28 protein-coding genes are annotated in these 25,817 nt (G+C 42.5%); 15 read left to right on the top strand and 13 right to left on the bottom strand.

The features are described 5' to 3' along the window. Positions 1-26: 26 nt before the first annotated feature. From BMX56_RS07720 to BMX56_RS07675, 10 genes are all read left to right on the top strand, one after another. Positions 27-1,901 (top strand): porin family protein, encoded by a 1,875-nt coding sequence (locus BMX56_RS07720; RefSeq protein WP_090643605.1) that lies wholly within the window; start codon positions 27-29, stop codon positions 1,899-1,901. Positions 1,902-1,935: 34 nt separating this feature from the next. Further along, positions 1,936-3,069, top strand: coding sequence for an HU domain-containing protein (locus tag BMX56_RS07715; RefSeq protein WP_090643600.1), 1,134 nt, complete (start codon positions 1,936-1,938; stop codon positions 3,067-3,069). Continuing rightward, on the top strand, positions 3,066-3,776 hold the full coding sequence (locus BMX56_RS07710; RefSeq protein ID WP_090643596.1) for a MotA/TolQ/ExbB proton channel family protein: 711 nt from the start codon (positions 3,066-3,068) through the stop codon (positions 3,774-3,776). The genes BMX56_RS07715 and BMX56_RS07710 overlap by 4 nt, the downstream gene beginning before the upstream one ends. Further along, complete coding sequence (locus tag BMX56_RS07705; protein ID WP_090643595.1) at positions 3,773-4,171, top strand: ExbD/TolR family protein; 399 nt, start codon at positions 3,773-3,775, stop codon at positions 4,169-4,171. Before BMX56_RS07710 ends, BMX56_RS07705 begins: the two co-directional genes overlap by 4 nt. 136 nt (positions 4,172-4,307) lie before the next feature. Beyond that, complete coding sequence (locus BMX56_RS07700; RefSeq protein WP_090644035.1) at positions 4,308-5,126, top strand: energy transducer TonB; 819 nt, start codon at positions 4,308-4,310, stop codon at positions 5,124-5,126. 79 nt (positions 5,127-5,205) lie between these two features. Continuing rightward, on the top strand, positions 5,206-6,534 hold the full coding sequence (locus tag BMX56_RS07695) for a bifunctional folylpolyglutamate synthase/dihydrofolate synthase (RefSeq protein ID WP_255369797.1): 1,329 nt from the start codon (positions 5,206-5,208) through the stop codon (positions 6,532-6,534). Between the two features lie 165 nt (positions 6,535-6,699). After that, the gene (gene mgrA / locus BMX56_RS07690) at positions 6,700-7,686 is read left to right on the top strand and encodes an L-glyceraldehyde 3-phosphate reductase (RefSeq protein WP_090643591.1); all 987 of its coding nucleotides are present in this window, start codon (positions 6,700-6,702) and stop codon (positions 7,684-7,686) included. A gap of 113 nt (positions 7,687-7,799) precedes the next feature. Further along, positions 7,800-8,771 (top strand): Gfo/Idh/MocA family protein, encoded by a 972-nt coding sequence (locus tag BMX56_RS07685; RefSeq protein ID WP_090643587.1) that lies wholly within the window; start codon positions 7,800-7,802, stop codon positions 8,769-8,771. Then, positions 8,768-10,870: a M48 family metallopeptidase gene (locus BMX56_RS07680; RefSeq protein ID WP_090643582.1), complete on the top strand. Its 2,103-nt coding sequence runs from the start codon at positions 8,768-8,770 to the stop codon at positions 10,868-10,870. Before BMX56_RS07685 ends, BMX56_RS07680 begins: the two co-directional genes overlap by 4 nt. 3 nt (positions 10,871-10,873) lie before the next feature. Next, positions 10,874-11,377 (top strand): hypothetical protein, encoded by a 504-nt coding sequence (locus tag BMX56_RS07675; RefSeq protein WP_090643579.1) that lies wholly within the window; start codon positions 10,874-10,876, stop codon positions 11,375-11,377. Between the two features lie 69 nt (positions 11,378-11,446). Here BMX56_RS07675 and BMX56_RS30090 read toward each other — a convergent pair whose 3' ends face one another. Further along, a complete protein-coding gene (locus BMX56_RS30090; RefSeq protein WP_167516215.1) occupies positions 11,447-11,623 on the bottom strand; it encodes a DUF6496 domain-containing protein in 177 nt (58 codons plus the stop codon). Positions 11,624-11,829: 206 nt separating this feature from the next. On the opposite strand from BMX56_RS30090, the gene BMX56_RS07670 reads away from it, so the two are divergent. Then, the gene (locus tag BMX56_RS07670) at positions 11,830-12,189 is read left to right on the top strand and encodes a VOC family protein (RefSeq protein ID WP_090643576.1); all 360 of its coding nucleotides are present in this window, start codon (positions 11,830-11,832) and stop codon (positions 12,187-12,189) included. Between the two features lie 214 nt (positions 12,190-12,403). Here BMX56_RS07670 and BMX56_RS07660 read toward each other — a convergent pair whose 3' ends face one another. The 12 genes from BMX56_RS07660 to BMX56_RS07605 all read right to left on the bottom strand — a co-directional run bounded on the left by BMX56_RS07660 (position 12,404) and on the right by BMX56_RS07605 (position 20,811). Continuing rightward, positions 12,404-12,736, bottom strand: a complete 333-nt coding sequence (locus BMX56_RS07660) for an MGMT family protein (RefSeq protein WP_090643567.1) — start codon at positions 12,734-12,736, stop codon at positions 12,404-12,406. A 120-nt stretch (positions 12,737-12,856) separates the two neighbouring features. Then, complete coding sequence (gene trmB / locus BMX56_RS07655; protein WP_090643563.1) at positions 12,857-13,507, bottom strand: tRNA (guanosine(46)-N7)-methyltransferase TrmB; 651 nt, start codon at positions 13,505-13,507, stop codon at positions 12,857-12,859. A 65-nt stretch (positions 13,508-13,572) separates the two neighbouring features. Continuing rightward, positions 13,573-14,019: a hypothetical protein gene (locus BMX56_RS07650; RefSeq protein ID WP_090643558.1), complete on the bottom strand. Its 447-nt coding sequence runs from the start codon at positions 14,017-14,019 to the stop codon at positions 13,573-13,575. 5 nt (positions 14,020-14,024) lie between these two features. Continuing rightward, positions 14,025-14,375, bottom strand: coding sequence for a phage holin family protein (locus tag BMX56_RS07645; protein ID WP_090643554.1), 351 nt, complete (start codon positions 14,373-14,375; stop codon positions 14,025-14,027). A gap of 69 nt (positions 14,376-14,444) precedes the next feature. Next, positions 14,445-14,711 carry a YtxH domain-containing protein gene (locus BMX56_RS07640; RefSeq protein WP_090643549.1) on the bottom strand — a complete coding sequence of 89 codons (267 nt, stop codon included), beginning with the start codon at positions 14,709-14,711 and terminating at the stop codon, positions 14,445-14,447. A 152-nt stretch (positions 14,712-14,863) separates the two neighbouring features. Next, on the bottom strand, positions 14,864-15,907 hold the full coding sequence (locus BMX56_RS07635) for an AI-2E family transporter (protein ID WP_090643544.1): 1,044 nt from the start codon (positions 15,905-15,907) through the stop codon (positions 14,864-14,866). Between the two features lie 153 nt (positions 15,908-16,060). Continuing rightward, positions 16,061-16,270 (bottom strand): hypothetical protein, encoded by a 210-nt coding sequence (locus tag BMX56_RS07630; protein WP_090643540.1) that lies wholly within the window; start codon positions 16,268-16,270, stop codon positions 16,061-16,063. 4 nt (positions 16,271-16,274) lie between these two features. Beyond that, the gene (locus tag BMX56_RS07625) at positions 16,275-17,708 is read right to left on the bottom strand and encodes a sigma-54-dependent transcriptional regulator (RefSeq protein WP_090643537.1); all 1,434 of its coding nucleotides are present in this window, start codon (positions 17,706-17,708) and stop codon (positions 16,275-16,277) included. 180 nt (positions 17,709-17,888) lie between these two features. Then, complete coding sequence (locus BMX56_RS07620) at positions 17,889-18,494, bottom strand: hypothetical protein (protein WP_090644027.1); 606 nt, start codon at positions 18,492-18,494, stop codon at positions 17,889-17,891. A gap of 568 nt (positions 18,495-19,062) precedes the next feature. Next, positions 19,063-19,845, bottom strand: a complete 783-nt coding sequence (locus BMX56_RS07615) for an enoyl-CoA hydratase/isomerase family protein (protein ID WP_090643533.1) — start codon at positions 19,843-19,845, stop codon at positions 19,063-19,065. A gap of 12 nt (positions 19,846-19,857) precedes the next feature. After that, complete coding sequence (locus BMX56_RS07610) at positions 19,858-20,277, bottom strand: cobalamin B12-binding domain-containing protein (RefSeq protein WP_090643530.1); 420 nt, start codon at positions 20,275-20,277, stop codon at positions 19,858-19,860. Between the two features lie 126 nt (positions 20,278-20,403). Then, complete coding sequence (locus BMX56_RS07605) at positions 20,404-20,811, bottom strand: hypothetical protein (RefSeq protein WP_090643526.1); 408 nt, start codon at positions 20,809-20,811, stop codon at positions 20,404-20,406. Between the two features lie 396 nt (positions 20,812-21,207). Here BMX56_RS07605 and pdeM point away from each other — a divergent pair, with 396 nt between their 5' ends. The 4 genes from pdeM to BMX56_RS07585 all read left to right on the top strand — a co-directional run bounded on the left by pdeM (position 21,208) and on the right by BMX56_RS07585 (position 25,795). Further along, positions 21,208-21,873 carry a ligase-associated DNA damage response endonuclease PdeM gene (gene pdeM, locus BMX56_RS07600; protein WP_255369796.1) on the top strand — a complete coding sequence of 222 codons (666 nt, stop codon included), beginning with the start codon at positions 21,208-21,210 and terminating at the stop codon, positions 21,871-21,873. A gap of 161 nt (positions 21,874-22,034) precedes the next feature. Next, a complete protein-coding gene (locus BMX56_RS07595) occupies positions 22,035-22,817 on the top strand; it encodes a succinate dehydrogenase cytochrome b subunit (protein ID WP_090643522.1) in 783 nt (260 codons plus the stop codon). A 149-nt stretch (positions 22,818-22,966) separates the two neighbouring features. After that, entirely contained in the window at positions 22,967-24,901 is a 1,935-nt protein-coding gene (locus BMX56_RS07590; protein WP_090643517.1) for a fumarate reductase/succinate dehydrogenase flavoprotein subunit, read from the top strand. Between the two features lie 108 nt (positions 24,902-25,009). Continuing rightward, positions 25,010-25,795, top strand: a complete 786-nt coding sequence (locus BMX56_RS07585) for a succinate dehydrogenase/fumarate reductase iron-sulfur subunit (RefSeq protein WP_090643512.1) — start codon at positions 25,010-25,012, stop codon at positions 25,793-25,795. Positions 25,796-25,817: the final 22 nt, after the last annotated feature.

Genomic DNA, 25,817 nt, shown 5'->3' with positions numbered 1-25,817 from the left:
AAGAGTAATATAAAAGAAGACAAGCAATGAAATTAAGATACACCTATACGCTGCTTACCTTAATAATAGCATTATACTTTGTTCCTGCACAAGCGCAAACAAAGAAACATGCAAAAAAGGCAACAGTAAAAACAGTTAAAGCCAAAACGCCGGCCAAGGCACCCGCAAAAGCCGCAACAAAAACTACTGTTAGAAAAACCGATGCCGGTGCAAAAAAACTGGGCGATGTAGTTAGCAAAACCAGCCAGGATACTACTAAAAAGGGTGGCGCCAACGGCAACAATCCTGCAAACGGCGGCAGTTTATCAGAAGAGATTGTGGTAACCACTGCCTATAAACCGGTTTTAGCTGATGCGGTAAAAATTCGCCGTAATCCGGACCTCGAAGATAAAGTACCTTTTAAGGCGCCGTTGGCCTATGCCCCGATGGATAAAAAACTGGAGCAGGATTCGGAAATTAAACGTCTTGATGCCCAAAAACGGCCCGCCGAGCAGGACTCGGTATTGCTTAACAACTATGTTAAAGCAGGCGTGGGTAGCATGAAAACCTTGTTTGGCGAAGCATATTTTGGTAACGGCCGCGACCAGGCTTTACAGGTTGGTGGTTTCCTGAAACACCTTTCGCAATCGGGTTCATGGGATAAGCAAACCGAAAGTAAAGACGAAGTTGGTGTGTTTATCAAAAGCATCAATTCAGAAAACACCATTAGCGGCCGTATTAATTACAAACGCCGTGGAGTTTACTTTTACGGCCATCCGGATTCAATTCCTTTAACCTTTACCCCGCAAAAACAATATTTTAATGATATCAGCGGCGAAGTTGAACTGGCCAAAAACTTCAAGAATGTTGAAAACGACTTTACCTACTCGGTAAAACTAAACGGTTATTCTTTTAGCAATGCGTTTAAAGCGCGTGAGAGTAATATTGTGCTTTCGGGCTTCGTAAACCAAACTATTAAACAGTTTTACACCGGCCTTGGCGCTTCAATTGATGTTGCCAATCCAAAAGATAGTGCTTATAACTTAAACAACAGCATTCTGCGGTTAAACCCTTATATTAAATTCCAGGGTACCAACTATAAAATAGACGCGGGCGTAACCATCGCTAAAGAATTTGGCGATTATGACCGCTTTTTTGTTTTCCCTGCAGCAAAACTCGAGTACCAGGTAATTCCTAAATATGTACGCCTTTTTGTTGAGGCCAAGGGTGATGTAAACAGGGCATCTATTCGCGATTTTGCAAATGTAAACCCATACATCAATCAAAATATAAAGCTTCAAAACTCCGTTGATCAATTGGATATCAGCGCCGGCTTAAAAGGCACGCTGGCACCCGGGCTTAGCTTTAAAGCTGCAGTGTTTCGCAACAGCGTAAAAGAAATGGCCTTATTTGTAAGCACCCAAACCACCCAGGGCTACAAGTTTGATGTGATATATGATAAAGGACGGTCGCGTGTAAGCGGTTTTAATGGCGAGCTTGATTTTAAGGCAACTGAAGATGTAAACATTTTTGGCCGCGTGGAGTTTAAGGATTATAAAATGGCGACAGAAGCGCAAGCCTGGAACTTGCCTAAGTTTTTGTTGACAGCAGGTACTGCCATTCATATTAACAACAAAGTAAGCATTACCGGCTCATTATTGATAAGGGGAACCGCCTATGACAGGCCATTCGGCATAACACCAGGGCCGCTGGGAACGCCGACACCAAATACAACCCTGTTAATGAAAAACCGCGAAATCGCCTCATTTGCCGATTTGAATGGCGGTGTTGAATACCGGGTTACACCCGTTATTACAGTATTTGCGCAGGCAAATAACATTTTAAACTCAGGTTATCAAAACTGGGTATACTATTCTAACTATGGATTTAATATCTTTGGCGGCGTTGGTTTCTCATTTTAAGATATCAACTTTGTAGTAAACCGTATTTTAGCAAATGGATATAGCCAATTACTTAAGCGAACTATTGGGCCAGCACGGCGAAATAAGCGTGCCTGGGCTGGGCCATTTTGTGCATGTTCGTGTAAGCGCATGGTATAACGATGCCGAACGCAAATTTTACCCGCCAGGCTATAAAATACAATTCAATCCGCAAATAGTTGATGGTGATGACACTTTAACAAGGTACATCGCCGAAAAGAAAAAAATTTCCCTTGCGTCATCTAAGTACTTCACCGATAAATACATAAACTCCTTAAAACAAGAGGCTGCTTTGCAGGAAGTTCCGTTTGCCGATCTGGGTTGGTTTTTTATGGATAAAGGCAAAATTGCCTTTAAATCAAAGATAAGCAATGCTGATAATGCATCGTTTTACGGGTACGCGCCCGTCGGCATAAAAAAACTAAACCAGCCCGCTGCGCCAGAGGTAACAGTTGAAACGGGCACTGCCGCGCCAGAAGCTGTTGGCACGCCCCAGGCAACAACGGCCGCTGTACAATCGCCGGAGCCTTTGCCATTACCGCCACCAATCAGGGAAATCCTGTCAGAAGAAACTGTTAATCAACCCGAAGAATATTTTGATGCAGAGCCAGAACCAAGGCGCAGTATAAGCACCTGGGCAATTGTATTAATAGCTATAATAATTTTGGCCAGCGCCGGTTTAACCATTTACAAATTTAAACCGCAATGGCTGCGCCTGAACAAAGGCCAGGAAATGCAGTTGCCGCCCGAGCCCAAAGCTACACCTGTTACAAAAAGCGATACCGACTCCGTAAAAAAAGCGGCACAGCCTACTGATACCATCAAAAAGGCAATTTTAAAGCCCGATTCTGCGTTAAAGACAGCAAGTGCTGCCACCCCGCCTGCCGATTCATCAACCGGCCCTGTTTTCGCCGTTATCCTGGGGTCGTTTAAAACGGTAAAAAAAGCCCAGGCAGAAGCAGATAATTACCAGAGAAAAGGGGTTGATGCCCGCGTTTACAGCGGCCCAGGTACCGGTAAGCTTATTAAGGTTGTAACCGGCAGCTTTGCAACTTATGATGAAGCAAAAGCCCAAAAAGATAGGCTGGTAAAAGAAAAGAAAATAGAAATAACATCGTATCCATATCAACTCGTTAAACATCAGAAATGACTTTATTATTAATACAGGCAGTAACAGATACAGCAAAGCATTTAGCAGATACCGCTAACCATGCAGCCACTCAATTAGCACCCGCAGAAGATTTACGTTTTGGCGACCTGCTGATAAAAGGCGGCTGGGTAATGATACCTATTGGCATACTTGCTGTACTGGGGCTTGTGATATTTTTTGAACGCTATTTTACTATCCGCAAGGCATCCCGTAATGAGTCGAACCTGATGGTACAGGTACGTGCAAGTATCCATTCGGGCAACCTGGAATCAGCCATCGCCATTTGCCGTAACAGCAATACGCCATTGGGCCGTATGCTTCAAAAAGGCCTGTTGCGTATTGGCCGCCCGATAAAAGATATTGAAGGCGCGATAGAAAACATTGGCAAGCTGGAAGTATCCAAACTCGAAAAAAACATTGGTATTCTGGGTATTGTTGCCGGTATTGCGCCGATGTTTGGTTTCCTGGGTACTATTGCGGGTGTAATCAAAATTTTTTACGATATTTCTAAAACAGATAACATCAGTATGGGTGTTATATCCGGTGGTTTATATGTAAAAATGGTAACATCAGCCGCCGGCTTATTTGTGGGTATTGTGGCCTATGTATGCTACCATATTTTAAATATGATGGTTGATAAGGTTATTCTGAAACTGGAAACTGATGCCATTGAATTTATTGACCTGTTAGAGGAGCCAAGCAAATGAATTTAAGAAAAAGACATAAAAGTGCATCTGCCGAGGTACATACCTCGGCTATGAACGATATCATGTTCTTCCTGCTTTTGTTTTTCCTCATCGCATCTACGGTAACCAACCCAAACGTGGTTAAGTTGGTTTTGCCAAAATCGTCAAGCGGGCAGTCTATCTCCAAAAAAACAATCAACGTAGCAATTACTAAAGATCTGGTGTACACCGTTGATAAAAAGGTTGTGCCTGTAGATAAACTCATGGACGAACTATCAACCTACAAAACGATGGCTAAAGAATTAACCATTGTTTTATCGGTAGATAAAACCGTGGCCATACAGGATGTGGTACAGGTATTGGATATAGCACAAAAATTGAACATTAAACTGGTTTTAGCAACGGAACCTAAATAGGCAGTTTGCAGTTTACAGTGGGCACTCGGCAGTTATCAATTTGCGTAAAGGTTTTGCTTTTGCTTAACTTTGAAATAAAGAGCAACTGATAACTGCAAACATGCAACTGCAAACCGGCAACTGCCAACTGAATAAAATGGAATATAGGGAAGAGCAAAATAACTATCCAAAGGCGTTTTTAGCAACAGGCATTATCATGACCTTGCTGATAGCGGCATGTTATTTTATCGTGTTTAAAAACCCGCCTAAGCAGGAGGAAGGTACAGGTGGTATCCTGGTGAATTATGGCACCGTTGATGAAGGCATGGGTAACGATTATATGAGTACAGAAGAACCTTCGGTTGCCGAGAAAGCTAATCATACCAAACCCGACAAAGTTACCCCTGCCCCGCCGTCGGAGGACAAACCAACACCGCAGGCCAGCGAGAAAACCGTTGTTACCCAAAATACCGAAGATGCGCCCGAAGTGGCGGCCCCAACAAAAAAACCAACAACTGCAGTAGCTACGCCACAACCTACTAAAGCGGTTGCAAAACCCGTTGTGAATCAAAACGCCCTTTATAAAGGCAAAGCCACAACCGGAACGGGAGAGGGTGACGGAACGGGTAATAAACCGGGAAACCAGGGCAAAACTACAGGCACTACGCTAACTAACAATTATAACGGAACAGGATCTGGTAACGGAGGCAACCTTAACATGGCCCAGCGTAATTTTGTAAGCCGCCCCTCTGTTAGCGACGACAACCGCCAAACAGGCAAAATAATGGTTGATATAAGAGTTGATAAAGATGGCAACGTAGTATACGCGCGTGCCGGTGCCCGTGGAACCACTATAACCGATGCAGCGTTGTTGCAAAAATGTGAAGATGCTGTAAAAAACTCTAAGCTAAATCCCCTCGATTCGGCACCTGATACCCAGGTTGGTACTGTGGTATTTGTGTTTAAGGTAAATTAATCTTTTAGTTCATGGTCAATGGACAATAGACCATGGCAAAAGTTTATTTCATAAATTTTCATCCAAATTCACCATAGCTATGGACTATGGACCATGGACCATGGACTACAACGAAACCATCCAATACCTATATACCCAACTCCCCATGTTTACGCGCGATGGGGCTTCTGCTTATAAAGCTAACCTCGATAATACCGTCGAGCTTTGCAAACGCCTTGATAATCCCCAGCATAAATTTAAAAGCGTGCATGTTGGCGGCACCAATGGCAAAGGTTCTACGTCGCACATGCTGGCGGCAGTATTGCAAACGGCTGGTTACAAAACCGGGTTGTACACATCCCCCCACCTAAAAGATTTTCGCGAACGCATCCGCATAAACGGGCAAATGATCAGTGAGCAAACGGTTATTGATTTTGTTGAAGATCATCGTAAAGATTTTGATGAGATCCGTCCGTCATTCTTTGAAATGACTGTTGGCCTTGCTTTTGATGTTTTTGCAAAAGAGAAATTAGATATAGCCATCATTGAAGTTGGGTTAGGGGGCCGATTGGATTCTACCAATATCATCAATCCGCTACTTTCTATTATCACCAACATCGGCTGGGACCACATGAATATCCTGGGCGATACTTTACAACTCATAGCCGGCGAAAAAGCAGGTATTATAAAACCTGGCGTCCCGGTTATTATTGGCGAAAACCAGCCGGAAACAGCTCACGTATTTGTTGACAAAGCGACAAAAGAACATGCCAACCTTTCATTTGCATCAGATACGTGGGAAATTCAAAATTCAAAATTCAAAATTCAAAAAGAAAACCAACTTGATTTAACCGCCACAAAAAACTCACAACTCACAACTCACAACTCACAACTCGCCATCCGGCTTGATCTTACCGGCTCATATCAGCTCAAAAATGTAAAAACGGTGTTAACCGCTATTGACGAACTGCGTATTCAGGGTTTCAATATTAGCGACGATGATATCAGTACAGCCTTATCGCAGGTAAAAACCCTCACCGGTTTACACGGCCGCTGGGAAACATTAACAGAAAAACCCCTGACCATTTGCGATACCGGCCACAATCCTGACGGTATACAGGAGGTTTTACAAAACATTGCATCCGTCAATTACAAACACCTCCATTTTGTAATTGGTATGGTGAACGATAAGGATATTACCAAAGTTTTAAGCATGCTCCCCAAGGATGCTACCTACTATTTTTGCAAACCCGATATCCCAAGGGGTTTGGAGGCCGAGAGCTTAAGGCTGAAGGCTGAAAGCATTGGTTTGCAGGGATTGGCATATACATCGGTTAAACAGGCATTACAAGCAGCTCAAAACGCAGCTGGGGATAACGACCTGGTTTTTGTTGGTGGCAGTACTTTTGTGGTGGCGAAGGTTGTCTGAATCAGAATTCACAGAATTATACGATTAACAGAATTATAGGAGTGTATCCTGCTTAGATTCTGAAAATTCTTAAATCCTGTAAATTCTGATTCAGACAAAATATTCTGATTAAAATTCTATTTTTACTTCCGATACAATCCAACTCAATCCATACCTTTTATAAATATGACATATCTACCATCTGCAGACAGATACAAAAAAATGCAATACCGCCGCTGTGGTAATAGCGGCATTAAATTACCGGCTATTTCACTGGGGCTGTGGCATAATTTCGGCCACGTTGATGTCACCGAAAACTACCGCAAAATTTTGCACCTTGCTTTTGATAGCGGTATTACCCATTTTGATCTGGCCAACAACTACGGGCCGCCGCCGGGTTCGGCCGAAGAGAATTTTGGTCGCATTTTAAAAGAAGATTTTCGCGGTTACCGCGATGAGATGATCATCAGCAGCAAAGCCGGCTATACTATGTGGGATGGCCCTTATGGCGATTGGGGTTCAAAAAAGTACCTGGTTGCCAGCCTTGACCAAAGCCTTGAACGTATGGGCCTGGAGTATGTAGATATATTTTACCATCATCGCCCTGATCCTGAAACGCCGCTGGAAGAAACCATGGCAGCGCTTGATCTCATCGTTCGCCAGGGGAAAGCTTTATATGCGGGCATTTCCAACTACCCTGCCGATCTTGCAGCTAAAGCCATTAAAATATTAAAAGAATTGGGCACGCCATGCCTTATCCACCAGCCAAAATACTCCATGTTTGAGCGTTGGGTTGAAGGCGGCTTAATGGATGTGCTGGGCAACGAGGGTGTGGGCTGTATCCCTTTTTCGCCATTGGCCCAGGGTATGTTAACTAACAAATATTTACACGGCATCCCCGAAGATTCAAGGGCGGCAAAATCAACCGGTTTTTTACAGGCTTCGCAATTAACTGAAGAACGCCTGAGCCAGATAAAAAGACTTAACGACCTTGCCTTGCAGCGTGGCCAAACACTGGCACAAATGGCATTGGCATGGTTGCTTAAAGATACCCGCGTTACATCGGTACTAATAGGCGCAAGCCGTGCCGAGCAACTGGCCGATTCATTAAAGGCGCTGGATAATATTATTTTTTCGGCCGATGAGTTGGCGCAGATAGAGGCGATATTATAGCCCCCCGGCCCCCTAAAGGGGGAGCTGGAGCGGGGTATTGATACCAATAATTAATTAACCAAATAAATTTCTTAAAAGTCTCCCCATTCAGGGGGAGATTTAGAGGGGGCAATATGATCAATTGGGGCATAATTGGTTGCGGCAATGTAACCGAACTTAAAAGCGGGCCGGCATTTAAAAAAGTGGCCGACAGCGACCTGATAGCCGTTATGCGGCGCGATGCAGTTAAAGCAGCCGACTATGCCAGCCGCCACCTGGTGGGCAAATGGTACAGCGACGCTGATAAAATGATGGCCGAAGCCGGCGTAAATGCTATTTATATTGCTACTCCCCCATCATCACACCTGGAGTATGCTTTAGCTGCCTTAGAAAAGGGTTTTAATGTATACGTGGAGAAACCTGTTACCCGTAATGCCGATGAAGCCAGGGCTATGGCTGCGGCCGTAAAACAAAGCAATGCAAAACTCACTGTAGCACATTACCGCAGGGCCGTACCTATGTTTTTAATGGTGAAGAATTTGCTGGATAAACAAAAAATTGGCGAAGTGCGCACAGTACAAATCAGGATGTGGCAAAGCCGTAAGCCAAAATTGATTGCTGAAAGCGAAGCTAATTGGAGAGTGCTGCCCGAATTTTCGGGCGGTGGCTATTTTCATGATCTTGCCCCGCACCAACTGGACCTGATGTTATATTATTTTGGCGAACCTGAAAAATATCACGGCTTCTCACTCAACCAATCGGCATCAACACAGGCCGATGACCATGTTTGCGGCCAAATTCAGTTTAAAAACAAAGTGGTAGTTAATGGCTCCTGGTGCTTTAATGTTGCCGAAAGTTTAACCACTGATACCTGCGAGATCATCGGCACTAAAGGAAAAATAACTTTCCCGTTTTTTGGCAATTATGTGAGCTGGAAAACGGATACCGAAGATGAAACCGTAACTTTTAAACACCCGCAGCACATACAGCAACCCATGATCGAAAAAATTGTGGCTTACTTTAAAAACGAGGGCCCTAACCCCTGCTCTATTGACGAGGCCGTTGTTTTAATGGATATTATGGATTCATTTACTAAAACTAAATGAGCACAAGTGCCTTTACCTTTCCGCCGATGCCTGTACATGCCGATAAAGGTATTTTAAAGCCTTCGCGGGCTTTTACCAAACAGGTTTACAAATCCATCGGGGCAATATTTCTTTTTATACTCACCTACCTTTTACTACTCCTGGGTGCCGTTGCCATTGCAGGGGCATTTATCGCTTTGGGCGTAGTTATCATATCCGGGCTGTCGTCATTTATGGGATTGATAGCCGGAGTTGCTTTAATGGGATCGGGGTTGATGCTGGTATTTTTTACCATCAAGTTTCTTTTTAAAAGTACGCCTGCCGACCATTCAGATATGATGGAGATAACTCCCGACGAGCAACCTGCGCTTTTTGCATTTATTAAACAACTAACGGACGAGGCGCAGGCGCCTTTTCCAAAACGGATATTTATTTCGGCCGACGTAAACGCCGGTGTATTTTACGATTCCAGCTTTTGGAGCATGTTTTTTCCGGTTAAAAAGAACCTTAAAATTGGCCTCGGGTTGGTAAACTCCATTAACTTATCGGAGTTTAAGGCAATTATGGCGCATGAGTTTGGCCATTTTTCGCAACGAAGCATGAAGTTTGGCAGCTACGTATATAACCTTAACAAGGTTATTCACAACATGTTGTATGACAATGATGGTTACGGCAAGCTTTTAAACGGCTTTGCCCGCGTTCACAGCATATTCCGGCTGTTTGCCTGGATAAATATCCAACTGGTGATGGGCATGCAAAACATCCTGAAAAAGATATATGTGGTGCTTAACAAAACATACATGGGCTTATCGCGCGAAATGGAATTTCATGCCGATGCCATGGCAGCCTACGTAAGCGGTTCAAACCATGCCATATCATCGTTAAAACGGATTGAAGTTGGGCAGCTATGTTACAGCGGCCTGTTAAATTACTGGAATAGCCAATTGGCAGAAAACAAACGGTCACAAAATTTTTATCCGCAACAACTGGAAATGATCAGTCATTATGCGGCCAACCATGGGCTTAAAGCCGATAGCATAGGGCTGCCAATAATTGATAAGCATACCAACATTGGCGAAACCAGCGAGGTGATTATTAATGACCAATGGTCGTCGCATCCCTCAAACGAGGACCGGGGAGCTGCATTAACAATTATCAACCTGAATGCACCTGTAGTTAACGAGTCCGCCTGGGTGATATTTAATAACCCCGAACAGCTGCAGATACTGCTTACCGACGAGATTTATGCCGGGGCAAAACTAAACAAGGATTTTTCCGTTATCAACCTGGAAGGTTTTAAAGCTGATTTTTATAACGCTATTAGCCAAAACTCATTTAACGAGGCATATAAAGGCTACTATGATGGTCGTGGGATAACCCGGTTTGACGTGGAAGATGCAATTAACATGGTTACAGATACAACTTTTACTTTTGAGGAATTGTTTACCGATGCCAATTGCAGCCTGCCAAAAAACATCGAAAGAATGGAGCAGGATATTAGCACATTAAATACACTTATAACTGCCCAAAACGATATCAAAACATTTGATTACAAAGGCAATAAATACATAAAGAACGAGGCGCAAACAGTAAGCGGCCTTATTGATCATGAACGGCACGAATCCGTTAAAAAGCTGGAAAGTTTGGACAAAAATATTTTCATCTTCTTTTACAACAAAAGCAATACCGGCGAAGCCCGCGATTTACTTGCCGTTAAATACAACAGGCTATTTAAATACCAGGCCGATGCCGTACAGGATTATGATTTGTACAATAAAACCATGTCGGTTTTTAACCGGGTGTACAACACCATGACAGCCGACAATATTAACGCTACTTTAACCGAAGTTTATAATTTTGAACACACACTGAAGCCAAGGATAGCGGTTGTAATAGCCGATGAAGAAACCCGCGCCTTTATGGATGAGGAGCAACTTGAAGCTGCAGATAAATACCTGGCATCAAAGTGGATTTATTATTATGAACCTAAATACGATAATGAGGCCATCGGCATTTTTAACAAAGGGGTAGGTGCATATATATCGACAGTAGCCAAAAGGAATTTCGAAATAAAAAAAGACTTGCTGAACTTTCAGTATAGCCTGCTTAATAACAAATAACACATGAAATACATTTTAACACTTAGTATAACGTTAACTATCTTTTGCCTTACGGCAACCGCACAAAAATATGATGTGCCCATGCATTACGAACTGCAAACCGATGCCGACTTTGACATGTACGAGCAGCAGGTAATAAACACAGCCGACTGGCTGCAACAAACCGGCTGGAAAGACAAACGCGAAAAAAGGCAGGCCGCCCGCTTATTTATCTTAGCCTGGGTACAAGGCTCGCACAGCGTTTCCGTATCCATCAATAAGGCCGTAAATAATCTTAGCGATCTTAATCCCGAGCTGTTGTTTACCTATACTTCACAGTACGCCAAATTTGCATTACAACATAAAACCGATTTTGATAAAAACACGGCCAATCTGGTAGCATTAAGAGCCATGCTATCCAAATACAGCATGGAAGAATCTCATAAAAAGGATGATGACGTTGAAAAACTGATAGAGATTAATAAAGAAGGCAACCTGGCCAGTTGGATAGCTACCGATTTTAAGTAGATATTTTTATCAATTAAAAGTAACAAAGCCATCGATTATTACAGCCGGTGGCTTTGTTACTTTTAAATATCAGCTTTTCTTTTTAGGCACCTTTGCGCCTTCCTTACGGGCTTCTGATAAACCAATAGCTACGGCCTGTTTCTTGCTGGTCACTTTTTTACCGCTGCCGCTTTTAAGTTTCCCCTCTTTCATTTCGTGCATGGTTTTCTCAACTTTTTCACCTGCTTTTTCTGAATACTTTGCCATAATATTTAGTTTTAAGTAGATATTTTAACCAAAGCAAAATAAAGGCCATTTTTTTTAAGGCCATTTGTTGTTTGCAATTTTTAGCCGACTTTTGATTGTTTTTCGTAACGCCACATCGATAAGCATATACCAATTAATAAGGTGAGGCAGGAACTGCCCATATCGCCGTGCTGTGTTGAATAAGTAGTTTTGTTTCTGAATATCCGATGATTAACTTTAAACGTGCCGACCATTTCCAGATTGTTGTACCTGCCGAGCGATTGGAGGAAGCACGGATTTTTTATGCCGATATTATAGGTCTTGAGCAAATTGAGCGGCCTAAGTTCAGGTCGAAAGGTTATTGGTTTAATATTGCCAATATCCAGCTGCATTTGAGTACCGAGGAGGCCATGCCACGCACCTCAAGGCACAATGCCTTTGAGGTGACCAATATTGCAGCAGCACGTGAACATTTAAAAAGTTATGAAGTAGAATTTATAGAAGAACCCGTAATCCCCGGCAGGGAACGGTTTTCTTTTATCGACCCATTTGGGAACAGGATAGAATTATTAGAGATGCTTAAATAATATTGTTATGAGTCACAGTTTCAGACAAGCCAAATTCGATTTCACACTGATCATGTTTGCCTTTATATTTAGCATTATTATTCCAGTCGGAATTTGCTGGTTAACTTACAAATGGTTGAGGGGTAAAAACCATCCTGTAATGGCAATTATAATACCTTTTATAGAGCTTTTTACCATACTGTATCTCTATTACACTATAATTCAAACCATTAACCTATAACGCCAACTCAATATTTGGATCCCAATACACATTTTTAAAATCCTGCACCTGGTCGTCAGTTACTTTTACGCCTTCGCTTTCCAACATCTCCTGCATGGTATTACCCCCGAAATGAAACTTGGCGGTAAGCAAGCCCTGCCTGTTTACAACCCGGTGCGCGGGTACCGGCGGATTGGCCCTGCCTGCCGCCTGCATCGCATAGCCCACCATACGCGATGATCCTTTGGTACCTAAATAGGCGGCGATAGCCCCATATGACGTTACTCTGCCTTTAGGTATTAGTCTTGCAACCTGGTATACTTTATCAAAAAAGTTAATATCATCCATTTTAAAAGCTTAGGGCCGGATGCTTAAGGCTAAAAGCTTTAAATCACCTGGTGTTATTATTGACAGGTTTTGGCTTTCAAGGCTTTAGGCCTTCCGCTTTAAGCTTTAAGCCTTCATGCGTTACTCAAACGAAAACTTAAGATAATTAATGTTCTTGTTATCCTTCAAATATTTTTTTTCGTAATAGGTTTTTATCGATAGCACATTATCGGCATAAGGCGAATGATAAAGATCTTCGGTGCGGATGTGTAGTTTTAGTTTCAGCTCTTCAATCTTTTCGGCCGTGTAAGCATGCAGGCCGTCGTTATCGGTTTTAAGGTTTACGCAGCCGGATGGTTTCAGGATCCTGATATATTTATCTAAAAACCGCGGAGATGTTAACCGTTTTTTCTCGCGGCTTAGCTGCGGTTGCGGGTCGGGAAAGGTAATCCAGATTTCGTCTACTTCGCTATCGGCAAAATAATCCAGCAGGTTTTCTATCTGGATGCGTAAGAAAGCAACATTAGCAACGCTATCTTCAATAGCCGTTTTTGCACCACGCCAAATGCGGTTGCCTTTATAATCAACACCAATAAAATTTTTATCAGGAAAAAGCTGGGCCAGGTTTACGGTATATTCGCCTTTGCCGCAGGCCAGCTCTAAAACTACCGGGTTGTCATTTTTAAAAAAACCTTTGCTCCACTCCCCTTTAAAAGGTTTGCCTGCATCCAATTGTAATACATTGCTAAAGGTATCAATCTCTGCAAATCGCTTTAACTTATCTTTTCCCACTTTATAAAATAAAGTGCAAAAATAACTTTTTCTGCTAATTGAGCAGGGTGGGGTTTAAAATAGCTTTAAACTACCGGCCCGGCAACTGGCTTTTTATAGGGTTCTGGCTTGTACTCATCCTTGCTTTTCTTTTTGGTAAACTTTTCAAAAAGACCTTTTACAGTACCCCAAATACCCGATACAGAATCTTCATTAACATAGTTGGATGCCTTTTGCGACACCAGCCCCACCAATGTTTTAACCAGGAAGTTTGAATTTCTAAACAGCGTTTTATTTAAAGTAAGCGGAATTACAAACCTTGATACCAGGTTTATAATATCCGGATGAAAAAGACCGGGACTACGAACACCATCGCTATCAACCGAACGCGGAAACAACGACATAACAGATGAAAATATGGCAGAGGGGCTGCTCACCCGCGCCTTTAAAGCCGCGCTTTGATGGCTCTCCAGTGTCTTGAGCCTGAATATCTCGTCCTGCAAATCGTTTATACTTCTTATCTGATAGCTCATGATGTTTACCTTTTAAATATTTTTTGAATAAAAATATTGGCCAGTGGTTTTTCTATACGGCTTTTATTCAACTTAATAATGATGGCAATAATTAAATAAATAAGGGCAACGCATCCAAAACCCATCCAATTGGAGTTCCATAAATCGGCCAGGTAAAACGCTAAAGTAAGGCTGGCGAATATGAAGAAGAGCACCATACCTAATACCACAACAACATCGGTAATAACACTTGCCAAAATGGAAGTGCCATTTTCAATAGCCTCATATTTTAAAAGCTTAAACCGTGTTTCGGCGTATTCCCTTAACTGATCAATAATTGGTGGTAATGGTGGTGGTGTTTCTTTTTCGGCTTCCATAGGTTGTTTGTTTACTAATTTTATAATCCCGGATAACTCAATAATATGAATTATCCGGGCTATTTAAAATTATGCATGTTCCAAATCGTCCTGGTACTCTTCTTCGGCACCGCGGATTTTTGATTTAATGTTTCCAACCACTTTGTCTTTCAGGCCAACCAGGTTGTCAATTTCGGCCGCGGCGGTTTCTTTAATCGAATCGCCAAGGTTTTTTAATGATTCCGTAAGCTTATCGCGAGTTTCGTCACCTTTATCGGGTGCAAATAAAATGCCTAAAGCTGCCCCTGCTGCCAAGCCCGCAAGCAATGCAACAACTACTTTTGTGTTATCATTCATTGTAATATAAATTTAAAGTTGAACATTTGATTCATTAATACTAATACCTTGCCAAATATCATTAATTGTGTTATTTGTATACTAATTGCATGTAAATGGCTTTTTTGTCAGTTATTTTTTTGTTCTGTGTTTACAAAACTGTTCAATGGCTGTCAGTTTTCTGCTGCTGTGTTAATCCGTTCAAGCCTGTCGGCAGCCATACGGTTAGTTTCATATATCTCCAGCAATAATAAAAAATAAGATAATAAAAGCGGACCAAAAACCAGGCCTAATATTCCAAAAAGCGGCAACCCTATAAACACGCCAATGATGGATATAATGGGGTGCGTATTGGCCACCCGCTTGTTGATAATCATCCTTAAAAAATTATCAACGTTGCCTATAAATAATAAACCATAAGCCAGCAATGCAACACCCTGCCAGTTATGCCCCTGTGCAAATAACAAAATACTTGCCGGTATACATAATGTTGGCGCACCTACTACCGGCAAAAATGAAATAAATATGGCTATAACCCCCCAAAAAACCGGGTCGGGAATGCCGAATATTAAAAAACCGTTGGCCAGCAGCGCACCCTGGGTAACAGCTATGATCCCTTGTCCTAAAACGTTCGAATAGGTAGAATCGCGTAGGGCGGCTGCAAATTTTAATGCGTGCTGTTCTCTGAATGGTGCGTATTTTAACAAACCCGCTTCAAACTCGCGCATTTGTGTAAGCATAAAATATAAAATAAAATACAAAACCAACAAGGTAAGTATAATGCTTGCCGCGCTGCTAAGTATAGATGGGAACAGGCTGGTACCAAATGAGCCTAATTTTTGCAGCGTTTCTTCGGCAAAATGGGGCTGATTAAGGTTAGCGGCAGCAAATGCGTCAATTTTTGTAGTCCATTGATCAATGGGTAAGTCTTTAATATTAATGCTGGATATTTTCCCTACTACCATAATGCTTAGGATAAGGAAGGGAATAACAATAATGATTAACGAAGTAAAAATAATGAGAAGCGCCACCAGCGATTTGGGCCATTCACGCTTCTCGGCCAGGTTCACATACAGCGGCCTGAAAATAACATACAATACAATAGCGCCAAGTATACTACTGAATAAGCCACTAAGCGCATACAGCAAAAAACATCCCAGCACTATAATACTGGCCAGGATAATATTGTTGCGTTGTTTGTAGTTAAAAATTGACATTGGTGATAAGAATCAAGATATTAGAATCGAGAAAGGAAAATCGCAAACTGTGTCATTTCCGACTCCTGGGTTCTTGATTCCCTTCCCATTTCTGAGACAAAAAAAACGCTAAAAAGTTTCAGCGTTTTGAAAAGTAATTTGGCCGTAATTTGCCTACTCCGCACCATTTAACAACTCGTTTATCTTTTTGGCACTTGTGTCAATCATTTCTATATAAAACAAACACTCCTCGTTTATATCCGGCAATTCGTACTTTAGTTGTTCCAATGCCAGGTGCACGTTTGAAAGCTGGTTTCTAATATCGTGTTTCAGCTTGCGCAGCTGGTCATCTTCGCTATCCTTTTCCTGTTCATGCAAATCCATCGTATTACTTTAGGTTGATAGCCTTCATTTTATTATACAGGGTTTTCCTGTCAATCTTTAATATCTCGGCTGCCCTGGTTTTATTAAAGTTTACTTCCCGTAAAACGCGGATGATGGTCTCATACTCGGCCTCAAGCGCGGCATTTTTTAAATCATGCCTGTTTTCTTTAGCCTCTGGCGCATCAAAAGGCGACGGCGCAGAATGAGCCGGGTAATCAAACGACGGCGTTTTAAAGTTGGAGATTTCCAGCGGCAGGGCCTTCATGGTAATCTCGTTGTCCTCGGCCAGTAATGCGGCCCGCCTTATCACGTTTTTAAGCTCGCGGATGTTACCCGGCCAGCGGTAGTTCATAAAGCAATCAATAACTTCGGGCGCAAATGACTCCACATTACGGCCCAATTCATTTGCGGCTATCCTTAAAAAATGTTCGGCCAACAACATGATATCAGCACCACGATCCCGCAGTGGCGGCATGTAAATGGTAAACTCGTTAAAGCGGTGGTATAAATCTTCCCTGAATTTACCCTTGCTTATACCATCCTGCAGGTTTTCATTAGTGGCTATTATGATGCGCACATCAAGATCAATCTCCTTTGTGCTGCCAATCCGTTTAACCTTGCGCTCCTGCACTGTGCGCAACAGGGCGGCCTGTATCTCGTATGATAAGTTGCCTACCTCATCCAAAAACAAAGTACCACCGTTTGCCATTTCAAAGTGGCCTATTTTGGTATACAAAGCACCGGTGAACGAACCCTTCTCGTGCCCAAAAAATTCGCTGGCTGCCAGTTCTTTGGTTAACGAACCGCAATCCATAGCAATAAAAGGCTGATTATGGCGCGGACTATTCAGGTGGATGCTTTTAGCAACCGATTCTTTACCGGTACCGCTTTCGCCTAAAATAATTACGCTGTAATTAGTTGGCGCCACCAACTCAATTTGCCTCAGCAATTCTTTTGATGCCTTGCTGGTACCGGCCACAAATTCACTGGCGAATACTTGCTTTTTAGCCTCTTTGCTTTTTGATTTGTCGGCGTTAACAGTTCCTGTAGTATTTTCGGTGGCCTCAACTAAAGCATAATGTGTTTCAAACGCTTTGTTGATGGTATTTAAAATTTCATCAGGATATAGGGGCTTGGTAATATAATCATAGGCACCCATTTTTATAAGCTCAACAGCCATTTTTATATCCGAGTAGCCGGTAATAATAATTACGCCGGTTTTTGGATATTGTGTTTTAATATTGCGGAGCATTTCCCGCCCATCGGTATCTTCCAGCCTGAAATCGCACAGTACCAGGTTATAATCGCCAACTTTAAGGGCTTCCATTCCGCCTGTACCACTTGATGCAGTGCTTACATCAAAGCCGTTGCGGATTAAAAATTTAGATAGCAGTAAGGCTACATTAACTTCATCATCAATGATGAGGATTTTTTTCATATCGGTTACTACAGTGGTAAAATGTATTAAAGGCGTTAAATTACAAACAATGTAGCTATTTGTACGATTTTATTGAATTATAGTTGTCACATTGGTTAAAAAAATATCCACAAAAAGCAAAAAGAGGCGACCATAACCGGCCGCCTCTTTTTGCTTTTTCAGGTAAAAGTAGAATCGATATTAAAACCCGTAGGCTACCCGTACACCTATAAAATTCACTTTGCTTGCATCAACACCAGTGGCATATTTGGTGGTTGCTTCGTAACGCACGCCAGCATCAATAAAGCTGGTTTTGCTTACCGGGAACTGAACACCAATTTGTGGAGCATAAACAAAAGCGGTTGATTTGTTGGCGCCAAGATCAGATTTGTTTAACAAAAAAGCCGCACCTGCTTCACCCTGTACATAAAAATTTTCGATAGGGAAGAATTTTAAACCGGCTTTTACTGGTAGCAATTTAAAATCGGTAACATCATTGGCAGCAACACCACCAACATTCTTTTTGCCAAAAACATTGTTGTATCCTGCGTTAATAGTTACAAATAACTGTTGTTTGTAAACCGGGATGTCTGCCTGTACCGATCCGCCTAAGTTCCATTTGTAATTATCTTTAAAGTTGCCTACAGGAATACCCGCATCAACGCCAATGCTGTAACGAATGCCACCCGGGGTGGTTGTTGTAGTAGAAGTTGTTGTGGTAGTAGGTGTTGTTGTTTGAGCTGATGCGCCAAGACCTAAGCCGGCAAAAGCTAAAATTAAAGCTGAAATTTTGAATGAATTTTTCATAACCATTGTTGTGTTTTGATTTTGTTTTGTTTTAAACACAGGGCAAATTAAAGCACCAAAACACATATGATTTTTCATCCAAAAGTCATGAGTATTTAACCGTTTGATTGACAATAATTTATTTTTTGACCAATACAGTACAATGGTCAGGACACTGTAAAATAGCTTGACAATTGCTGTTTCAATGTCAGAATTAACACTGGCTTAACATGGGATTTAGTGCGATCGAAAGGTATTTTCTGCGTAAAATGCCGCAATTGCGAAAAAAATCAAATTAAACTGCGTTCTTAATTCTGATTCTAACCGCTCGATTCTTTTTCCGGGCATTGCCTACGGCCGGGCTCTGTGCTCATACTACACAGGCCTTAGCCACTTTGGCCGGTATCCGCGACGATCCCTAATGCACTTGTCTGAACCGCGATTCGTCGGATTTATCAGATTTTTTTGGATTTTGATTTTTAGGATCTGATAATTCAATAATTCAATAATTCAATAATTCAATAATTCAATAATTCAATAATTCAATAATTCAATAATTCAATAATTCAATAATTCAATAATTCAATAATTATCTTCCCTTAAACTCCGCCTTACGTTTCTGTAAAAATGCGGCTACCCCTTCTTTAAAATCTTCGGTGCCAAAGCATTTGCCAAACTCTTCTATCTCTGTTTCATAGCCGTTAATACCATCGGTTAATCCTGAATTTACGGCGTGAATAGCAGACGCAAGGGCCAGCGGAGCCCTTGATATAATTTTCAACATCAACTCTTCGGCTTTTGCTAATAAAGCTTCCTGGCTAACTACATGGGTAACCAGGCCATATTGCAATGCATCGGCAGCGGTAATCATTTCGGCGGTTAATATCATCTCCAGCGCTTTGCCTTTGCCTATTAATTGAGTAAGGCGCTGCGTACCACCATAGCCGGGTATAAGGCCAAGCGTTACTTCGGGCAAACCCATTTTGGCAGTCTCGGCAGCTATCCTAATGTGGCAAGCCATAGCCAGTTCCAATCCGCCGCCCAAGGCAAATCCATTTATAGCCGCAATAACAGGTTTGTTGCCATTGGCTATCAAATCAAAAACCAGGGTTTGGTTATCACGGGCAAGAGCGGTTCCATTGGCAACATTCAAATCGGCAAATTCGCTAATATCGGCACCGGCAACAAAGGCTTTAGCCCCGGCACCGGTTATAATAATACCGCCGACAGCAGGCTCATTAAAAGCATCAAAAAACGCGGCATGCAGTTCGGCGAGGGTAGCCTTATTAAGGGCATTGAGCTTACTTTCACGATTGATTGTAATATATAGTATCCTATCTTTCGTTTCTGTTAATATGTTTTCAAATCCCATTGGTATAATTATTTAAAAATTGCGGTGCTGATGCACCCAATCGGTAATATATTTTACAATATCCTGCGTGCTTGTTCCGGGCGGAAAAAGCTCGCCTACCCCCTGCTCTTTCAGCGCAATCATATCGTCGTTAGGGATAATGCCGCCGCCGGTAACCAGCACATCATCCATCTGTTTTTCCTTAATCAGCTTTAATATTTTTGGAAAAACCGTCATATGCGCGCCGGATAATATAGAGATACCGATAGCATCAACATCTTCCTGCAGGGCGGTGTTCACCACCATCTCGGGCGTTTGGCGCAAACCGGTATAAATTACTTCCATGCCGGCATCGCGCAGCGAAGTAGCTATGATGCGTGCGCCGCGGTCGTGACCGTCGAGCCCTACCTTGGCAACAAGAACTCGGATGGGGCGGTTAAAGGTATTACTCATGTAAACCGTATTGGTTGCGGTAAAAGTAGTAAGAAAGAAGGGAATGTAATATCGAATAACGAATTTTGAATATCCAACATCGAAGTTTTTCCTTCATCATTCGATAAATCAATAATGCCGCCGAGGTTATTGTTTTTTAAGGGTGTAAATATAATTGTAAGTGCCCAGCGTTTTAGTCCATACCAGGCTATCGCCTTTGTTACTTTGTTTAAACGTGCCGTTTAGGAGCAAACTCCAGTTAAAATCGGCAGTATGCATAAGGCTATCTGTAAAGGTTATTTCATTACCTGCTACTACATACCCCCCCTTGCTTTGTTGCACGGCTGCGCAACCACCCTGGTAATTATTACCGCTGATAACAATTTCGGCGCTGCCATTAAGCAAGCCCGCCCTATCGGTCATGGATGCCGTATTTACACTCCTGAATGACCCTTTGTATGTTCCCTGTAATTGTTGGGGTATAACCTTGTCATCCTTACAGGCGGCTATCATAAAACAAGCAAATGAAAAAACTAAAAAATGATGCGCTTTCATATAATTGGGTTTGATGTATTTACGGTCAATTATCGGGTTGTGTTACAAGTGGTTAAAAATATATAAGAAAAACCGTACGCTTTCATATTCAATTAAGCCAGGGAAGCTTTTAAAGATTTGACATCGAAATATAGGTAGCCCCTAACGGGGCAAAGATTTTTTTCTTTCCATTTCTACAAATATGTAGCCTCTACGAGGCAGAAAAATATGCTGATATGCCTCGTAGAGGCCACATATTTGTAGAAGTATCCATCTAATCTTTATTTTGCCTCGTAGAGGCTACCTGCCTTTTTTAAGTCGTGTATTTTCTTTATCTAAGAAAAGTTAAAAGTGATTTCTCTGATTACGCAAGCTTACCAGGTTGGCCCCAAATAAAATTTTTAACTTTGCTTTGTTATGATGATCGGTGTGGCTACTCCCTTTAATTTACTCAACCAGGATCTCTTATTACTGCCTCAAAAAGCTATTTACTGGCAACAGCAAAAAGCTTTAATTGTTGCCGACGTGCACTTTGGTAAAGTGGGCCATTTCCGCAAGGCGGGTATTGCGGTACCCCGCGATATGGAACAAAGCGACCTGGCCACCTTATCCGACCTGATCCACGAATATAAACCCGAAAAACTTATTTTCCTTGGCGATTTGTTTCACAGCGATATGAATAATGATTGGGATTGGTTTATACTTTGGCGCAGCCAGTTTCAGGGATTGCAAATCATCCTGATAAGGGGCAACCATGATATTATAGCCGACAGCAACTACCAAAAGCTCGATATTGAACTGCATGACGAATTATTAATTGGCCCCTTCCTGATGCTGCACTACCCCCTGCCCGACCATGAACTGTTAAACGCGGGCGGTTATGTTTTTTGCGGACACATCCATCCGGGTGTAAACCTGAGCGGTAAAGGCAGGCAAAGTATTACCTTACCCTGCTTCGCATTCGGCAAAAAACAGGCAATCTTTCCGTCGTTTGGCAAATTCACCGGCAAAATAGCTATCCGCAGCGGGCAGGCCGATAAAATTTTTGCTGTATTGAAAGATAAAGTAGTAGCGATAGCCTGATATTTTAGCTGTTAGCCTTTATTTAAAGGAGGGATTTTGTGTAATTATATGGCAATTTCTTAGATTGATTCTAAATAGCTTTTTCGCGGTTAATAAGCGGGATGCATTTATATCTTTTGGCATATAATAGATACTTTTGCCAAAATAAATCTAAATTAATAATGAGCGAAATTAAACAAACCTTTAACTCATCGCTGGGCAAAAAGCTGATCATGGCTTTAACAGGCTTGTTTTTGTGTACTTTTATTATTGTACACCTTGGGGGCAACCTGCTGCTATTTAGCAACGATAATGGTTTTGGTTTTAATGTGTATGCCAACTTTCTTACACATTTTGCACCAATTGAAGTAATTGCGTATATCTTATACCTGTCTATAGCGGTACATGCGCTTTACGCATTAATTATTACGGTTAAAAACCGCAAATCACGTCCGGTAGGCTATGCTATCCAGCCAAAATCTGATGCTACCTGGTCTTCAAAAAACATGGGGCTTTTGGGGTCGATACTGTTTTTATTTATCGTTATCCACATGGGCGATTTTTGGTTCAAGTATAAATATACCAACGATGTTGCTTTTAAGGAGTACCGCACTGATCTGGCAACGGGCAAAACAACCGAATCTGTTTACACACCGGTTTCAGAAGATTTTAGCCACTCAGTTTCTGTTGAAAACAACGTAGAAATTGTAAGGGTAAAAGATTTACATGCACGTGTAGTAACAAGCTTTAGCAGCTTATGGTATGTTATTCTTTATGTTATAGCCATGGGTGCACTGTCATTCCACCTGTTGCATGGTTTCCAGAGTGCTTTCCGCACACTAGGCTGGGTACACCGTAAATACACACCTATCGTATATGCCATTGGCACCTGGTTCTTCGCAGTAATTATCCCGCTGGGCTTTGCCGCTATGCCGGTATATTACTATTTTGTAGTTAAAGGTTGATTAAGTTAAATGAGTTGATTAGGTTGATTAAGTTGAATGGTTGATTAAGTTAAGTGATTAAGTTGGGAAGTAAAACACCCTTTCAAACTCACTACTCTCCACTCACAACTCACCAAACCAACCACTCACTAATATAAAATATAAAAGAAATGAGTTTAGATGCTAAAATTCCAGAAGGCCCATTAGCCCAAAAATGGAGCAAGCATAAATTTGACCTGAAGCTGGTTAATCCGGCCAACAAGCGTAAATACGATATCATCGTTGTAGGAACTGGTTTGGCAGGCGCATCAGCAGCAGCCTCATTGGCCGAGCTTGGTTATAACGTAAAAGCTTTTTGTTTCCAGGATAGCCCACGCCGTGCGCACTCTATTGCAGCACAAGGTGGTATTAATGCTGCAAAAAACTATCAGAACGACGGCGACAGTGTGTTCCGTTTGTTTTATGACACTATAAAAGGTGGCGATTACCGCGCCCGCGAAGGCAACGTGTACCGCCTTGCCGAAGTATCGGTAAATATCATTGACCAGTGCGTTGCACAGGGTGTTCCTTTTGCCCGCGAGTACGGTGGCTTGCTGGATAACCGTTCATTCGGTGGTTCGCAGGTATCACGTACTTTTTATGCACGTGGCCAAACCGGGCAGCAATTGCTTTTAGGCGCATACTCGGCATTAAACCGCCAGATACATGCCGGTAAGGTAAAAATGTACACCCGTACCGAAATGCTTGATGTGGTTACTATTGATGGCCATGCCAAAGGTATTGTTACCCGTAACATGATAACCGGTTCTATTGATACTCACGCCGGTCACGCAGTATTGTTGTGTACAGGTGGATACAGCAACGTTTTCTATCTGTCAACCAACGCAATCGGCTCAAACGTAACGGCTGCTTGGAGGGCCCACAAACGCGGCGCATTCTTCGGAAACCCTTGTTATACCCAAATTCACCCAACCTGTATCCCGGTAACCGGCGATCACCAGTCGAAACTTACGCTGATGTCTGAATCGTTACGTAACGATGGTCGTGTTTGGGCGCCAAAAACTGTTGAGATTGCCGAGCAATTACGCAAAGGAACCATCAAAGCCGACCAGGTAAAAGAGGACGACCGCGATTACTTCCTGGAACGTAAATACCCAGCCTTTGGTAACCTTGTGCCACGCGATGTGGCCTCACGTAACGCCAAAGAAATGGTTGCAGAAGGCAAGGGCGTAGGTGGTTCGGGTTTTGCGGTATTCCTTGATTTTGCCGATGCCATCAAACGTTTAGGCGAAGACACCGTGAGGGCAAAATATGGCAACCTGTTTGATATGTACATCCAGATAACGGATGAAAACCCATACAAACAACCTATGCGTATTTACCCGGCGGTACACTATACTATGGGCGGCCTTTGGGTTGATTATAACCTGAGCACAACCGTACCTGGCCTATATGCTTTGGGCGAATGTAACTTCAGCGATCACGGGGCTAACCGTTTGGGTGCTTCTGCTTTGATGCAGGGTTTATCCGATGGTTATTTTGTGATCCCTTATACCCTTGGCGATTACCTGGCTAAAATTGGCCCTAAAAAGGTTGATACATCGCACCCTGCTTTTGAAGCTACAAAAAAGGATGTGATCACCTATATCAATAAGTTATTGGCTTTAAAAGGCAATAAAACTGTAAACGAGTATCACCGCGAGCTTGGCCACATTATGTGGGAATATTGCGGCATGGCCCGTACGGCAGAAGGTTTAACAAAAGCCAAAGGTTTGATTCAGGCGCTGAAAGCGGATTTCTGGAAAAACGCCATTGTAACCGGCGAAAATGAGGAAGTAAACGCGTCATTAGAAAGGGCCGGCCGTATAGCCGACTTCATCGAACTTGGCGAACTAATGGTTGATGATGCATTGATGCGCAATGAATCATGTGGTGGCCACTTCAGGGTTGAATCGCAAACAGCAGATGGTGAGGCATTGCGCGACGATGAAAACTTCGCGTTTGTAGCAGCCTGGGAATTTAAAGGCGAAAACCAACCGGAGGAATTACACAAAGAACAACTGGTATTTGAAGCAGTTCATTTATCGCAACGAAATTACGCTTAGTAGCAAGTAGTTAGTATCAAGTATCAAGACAGAAAAAAATCTTGATAACTGATACCGCCAACCTACTTGATACTTGATACTTACTACTTGATACAAAATCTTAAAGAGATGAGTAACGGAAATATGAACCTGACGCTGAAAGTATGGCGTCAAAAAAATGCTCAGACATCGGGCAAATTCGTGACTTACAAGGCCGAAAATATTTCGCCTGATATGTCATTTTTGGAAATGCTTGACGTTGTTAACGAAAGTTTGACCCATAAAGGCGATGAGCCTATTAACTTTGATCATGATTGCCGCGAAGGTATTTGCGGCATGTGCTCATTATATATCAACGGCCACCCGCACGGGCCAAAGCGTGGTGTTACCACCTGCCAGCTGCACATGCGTACCTTTCATGATGGCGAAACCATCACCATTGAACCATGGAGAGCTTCGGCATTCCCGGTTGTGAAGGATTTGGCAGTTGACCGTTCGGCATTCGATAGGATTCAGCAAGCGGGCGGTTATGTTTCGGTAAATACCGGTGTAACTACCGATGGTAATGCCATCCTTATCCCTAAAGTTATTGCCGACGAAGCATTTAACTCAGCTACCTGTATTGGTTGCGGCGCCTGCGTTGCGGCATGTAAAAATGCGTCGGCCATGTTATTTGTTTCTGCAAAAGTTACCCAGCTGGGCTTATTGCCGCAAGGCCAGCCAGAGCGTTACAGCCGCGTACAATCAATGGTAGCCCAAATGGACGAAGAAGGATTTGGCAGCTGTACCAATACCGGTGCCTGCGAAGCCGAATGCCCTAAAGAAATTAAGCTGACCAACATTGCCCGCATGAACAATGATTTCTTTAGCGCTAAATTGTTCAGGGAAGAAGAAGTTCATGACGTAAAACACTAAGCTATTTTAGCTTGAATATTTA

It is taken from the genome of Mucilaginibacter sp. OK283, assembly GCF_900110415.1.
GTDB lineage: Bacteria > Bacteroidota > Bacteroidia > Sphingobacteriales > Sphingobacteriaceae > Mucilaginibacter.
The sequence above is the reverse complement of the archived record's forward strand: the minus strand, read 5'-3'. Positions and strand labels throughout refer to the sequence as shown.

Excerpts from the sequence above, each read along its gene's own strand:
- BMX56_RS07720 (WP_090643605.1), top strand. The coding sequence starts at position 27 with ATGAAATTAAGATACACCTATACGCTGCTTACCTTAATAATAGCATTA.
- BMX56_RS07715 (WP_090643600.1), top strand. The coding sequence starts at position 1,936 with ATGGATATAGCCAATTACTTAAGCGAACTATTGGGCCAGCACGGCGAA.
- BMX56_RS07710 (WP_090643596.1), top strand. The coding sequence starts at position 3,066 with ATGACTTTATTATTAATACAGGCAGTAACAGATACAGCAAAGCATTTA.
- BMX56_RS07705 (WP_090643595.1), top strand. The coding sequence starts at position 3,773 with ATGAATTTAAGAAAAAGACATAAAAGTGCATCTGCCGAGGTACATACC.
- BMX56_RS07700 (WP_090644035.1), top strand. The coding sequence starts at position 4,308 with ATGGAATATAGGGAAGAGCAAAATAACTATCCAAAGGCGTTTTTAGCA.
- BMX56_RS07695 (WP_255369797.1), top strand. The coding sequence starts at position 5,206 with ATGGACTATGGACCATGGACCATGGACTACAACGAAACCATCCAATAC.
- mgrA (WP_090643591.1), top strand. The coding sequence starts at position 6,700 with ATGACATATCTACCATCTGCAGACAGATACAAAAAAATGCAATACCGC.
- BMX56_RS07685 (WP_090643587.1), top strand. The coding sequence starts at position 7,800 with ATGATCAATTGGGGCATAATTGGTTGCGGCAATGTAACCGAACTTAAA.
- BMX56_RS07680 (WP_090643582.1), top strand. The coding sequence starts at position 8,768 with ATGAGCACAAGTGCCTTTACCTTTCCGCCGATGCCTGTACATGCCGAT.
- BMX56_RS07675 (WP_090643579.1), top strand. The coding sequence starts at position 10,874 with ATGAAATACATTTTAACACTTAGTATAACGTTAACTATCTTTTGCCTT.
- BMX56_RS30090 (WP_167516215.1), bottom strand. The coding sequence starts at position 11,623 with ATGGCAAAGTATTCAGAAAAAGCAGGTGAAAAAGTTGAGAAAACCATG.
- BMX56_RS07670 (WP_090643576.1), top strand. The coding sequence starts at position 11,830 with ATGATTAACTTTAAACGTGCCGACCATTTCCAGATTGTTGTACCTGCC.
- BMX56_RS07660 (WP_090643567.1), bottom strand. The coding sequence starts at position 12,736 with ATGGATGATATTAACTTTTTTGATAAAGTATACCAGGTTGCAAGACTA.
- BMX56_RS07650 (WP_090643558.1), bottom strand. The coding sequence starts at position 14,019 with ATGAGCTATCAGATAAGAAGTATAAACGATTTGCAGGACGAGATATTC.
- BMX56_RS07645 (WP_090643554.1), bottom strand. The coding sequence starts at position 14,375 with ATGGAAGCCGAAAAAGAAACACCACCACCATTACCACCAATTATTGAT.
- BMX56_RS07640 (WP_090643549.1), bottom strand. The coding sequence starts at position 14,711 with ATGAATGATAACACAAAAGTAGTTGTTGCATTGCTTGCGGGCTTGGCA.
- BMX56_RS07635 (WP_090643544.1), bottom strand. The coding sequence starts at position 15,907 with ATGTCAATTTTTAACTACAAACAACGCAACAATATTATCCTGGCCAGT.
- BMX56_RS07630 (WP_090643540.1), bottom strand. The coding sequence starts at position 16,270 with ATGGATTTGCATGAACAGGAAAAGGATAGCGAAGATGACCAGCTGCGC.
- BMX56_RS07625 (WP_090643537.1), bottom strand. The coding sequence starts at position 17,708 with ATGAAAAAAATCCTCATCATTGATGATGAAGTTAATGTAGCCTTACTG.
- BMX56_RS07620 (WP_090644027.1), bottom strand. The coding sequence starts at position 18,494 with ATGAAAAATTCATTCAAAATTTCAGCTTTAATTTTAGCTTTTGCCGGC.
- BMX56_RS07615 (WP_090643533.1), bottom strand. The coding sequence starts at position 19,845 with ATGGGATTTGAAAACATATTAACAGAAACGAAAGATAGGATACTATAT.
- BMX56_RS07610 (WP_090643530.1), bottom strand. The coding sequence starts at position 20,277 with ATGAGTAATACCTTTAACCGCCCCATCCGAGTTCTTGTTGCCAAGGTA.
- BMX56_RS07605 (WP_090643526.1), bottom strand. The coding sequence starts at position 20,811 with ATGAAAGCGCATCATTTTTTAGTTTTTTCATTTGCTTGTTTTATGATA.
- pdeM (WP_255369796.1), top strand. The coding sequence starts at position 21,208 with ATGATGATCGGTGTGGCTACTCCCTTTAATTTACTCAACCAGGATCTC.
- BMX56_RS07595 (WP_090643522.1), top strand. The coding sequence starts at position 22,035 with ATGAGCGAAATTAAACAAACCTTTAACTCATCGCTGGGCAAAAAGCTG.
- BMX56_RS07590 (WP_090643517.1), top strand. The coding sequence starts at position 22,967 with ATGAGTTTAGATGCTAAAATTCCAGAAGGCCCATTAGCCCAAAAATGG.
- BMX56_RS07585 (WP_090643512.1), top strand. The coding sequence starts at position 25,010 with ATGAGTAACGGAAATATGAACCTGACGCTGAAAGTATGGCGTCAAAAA.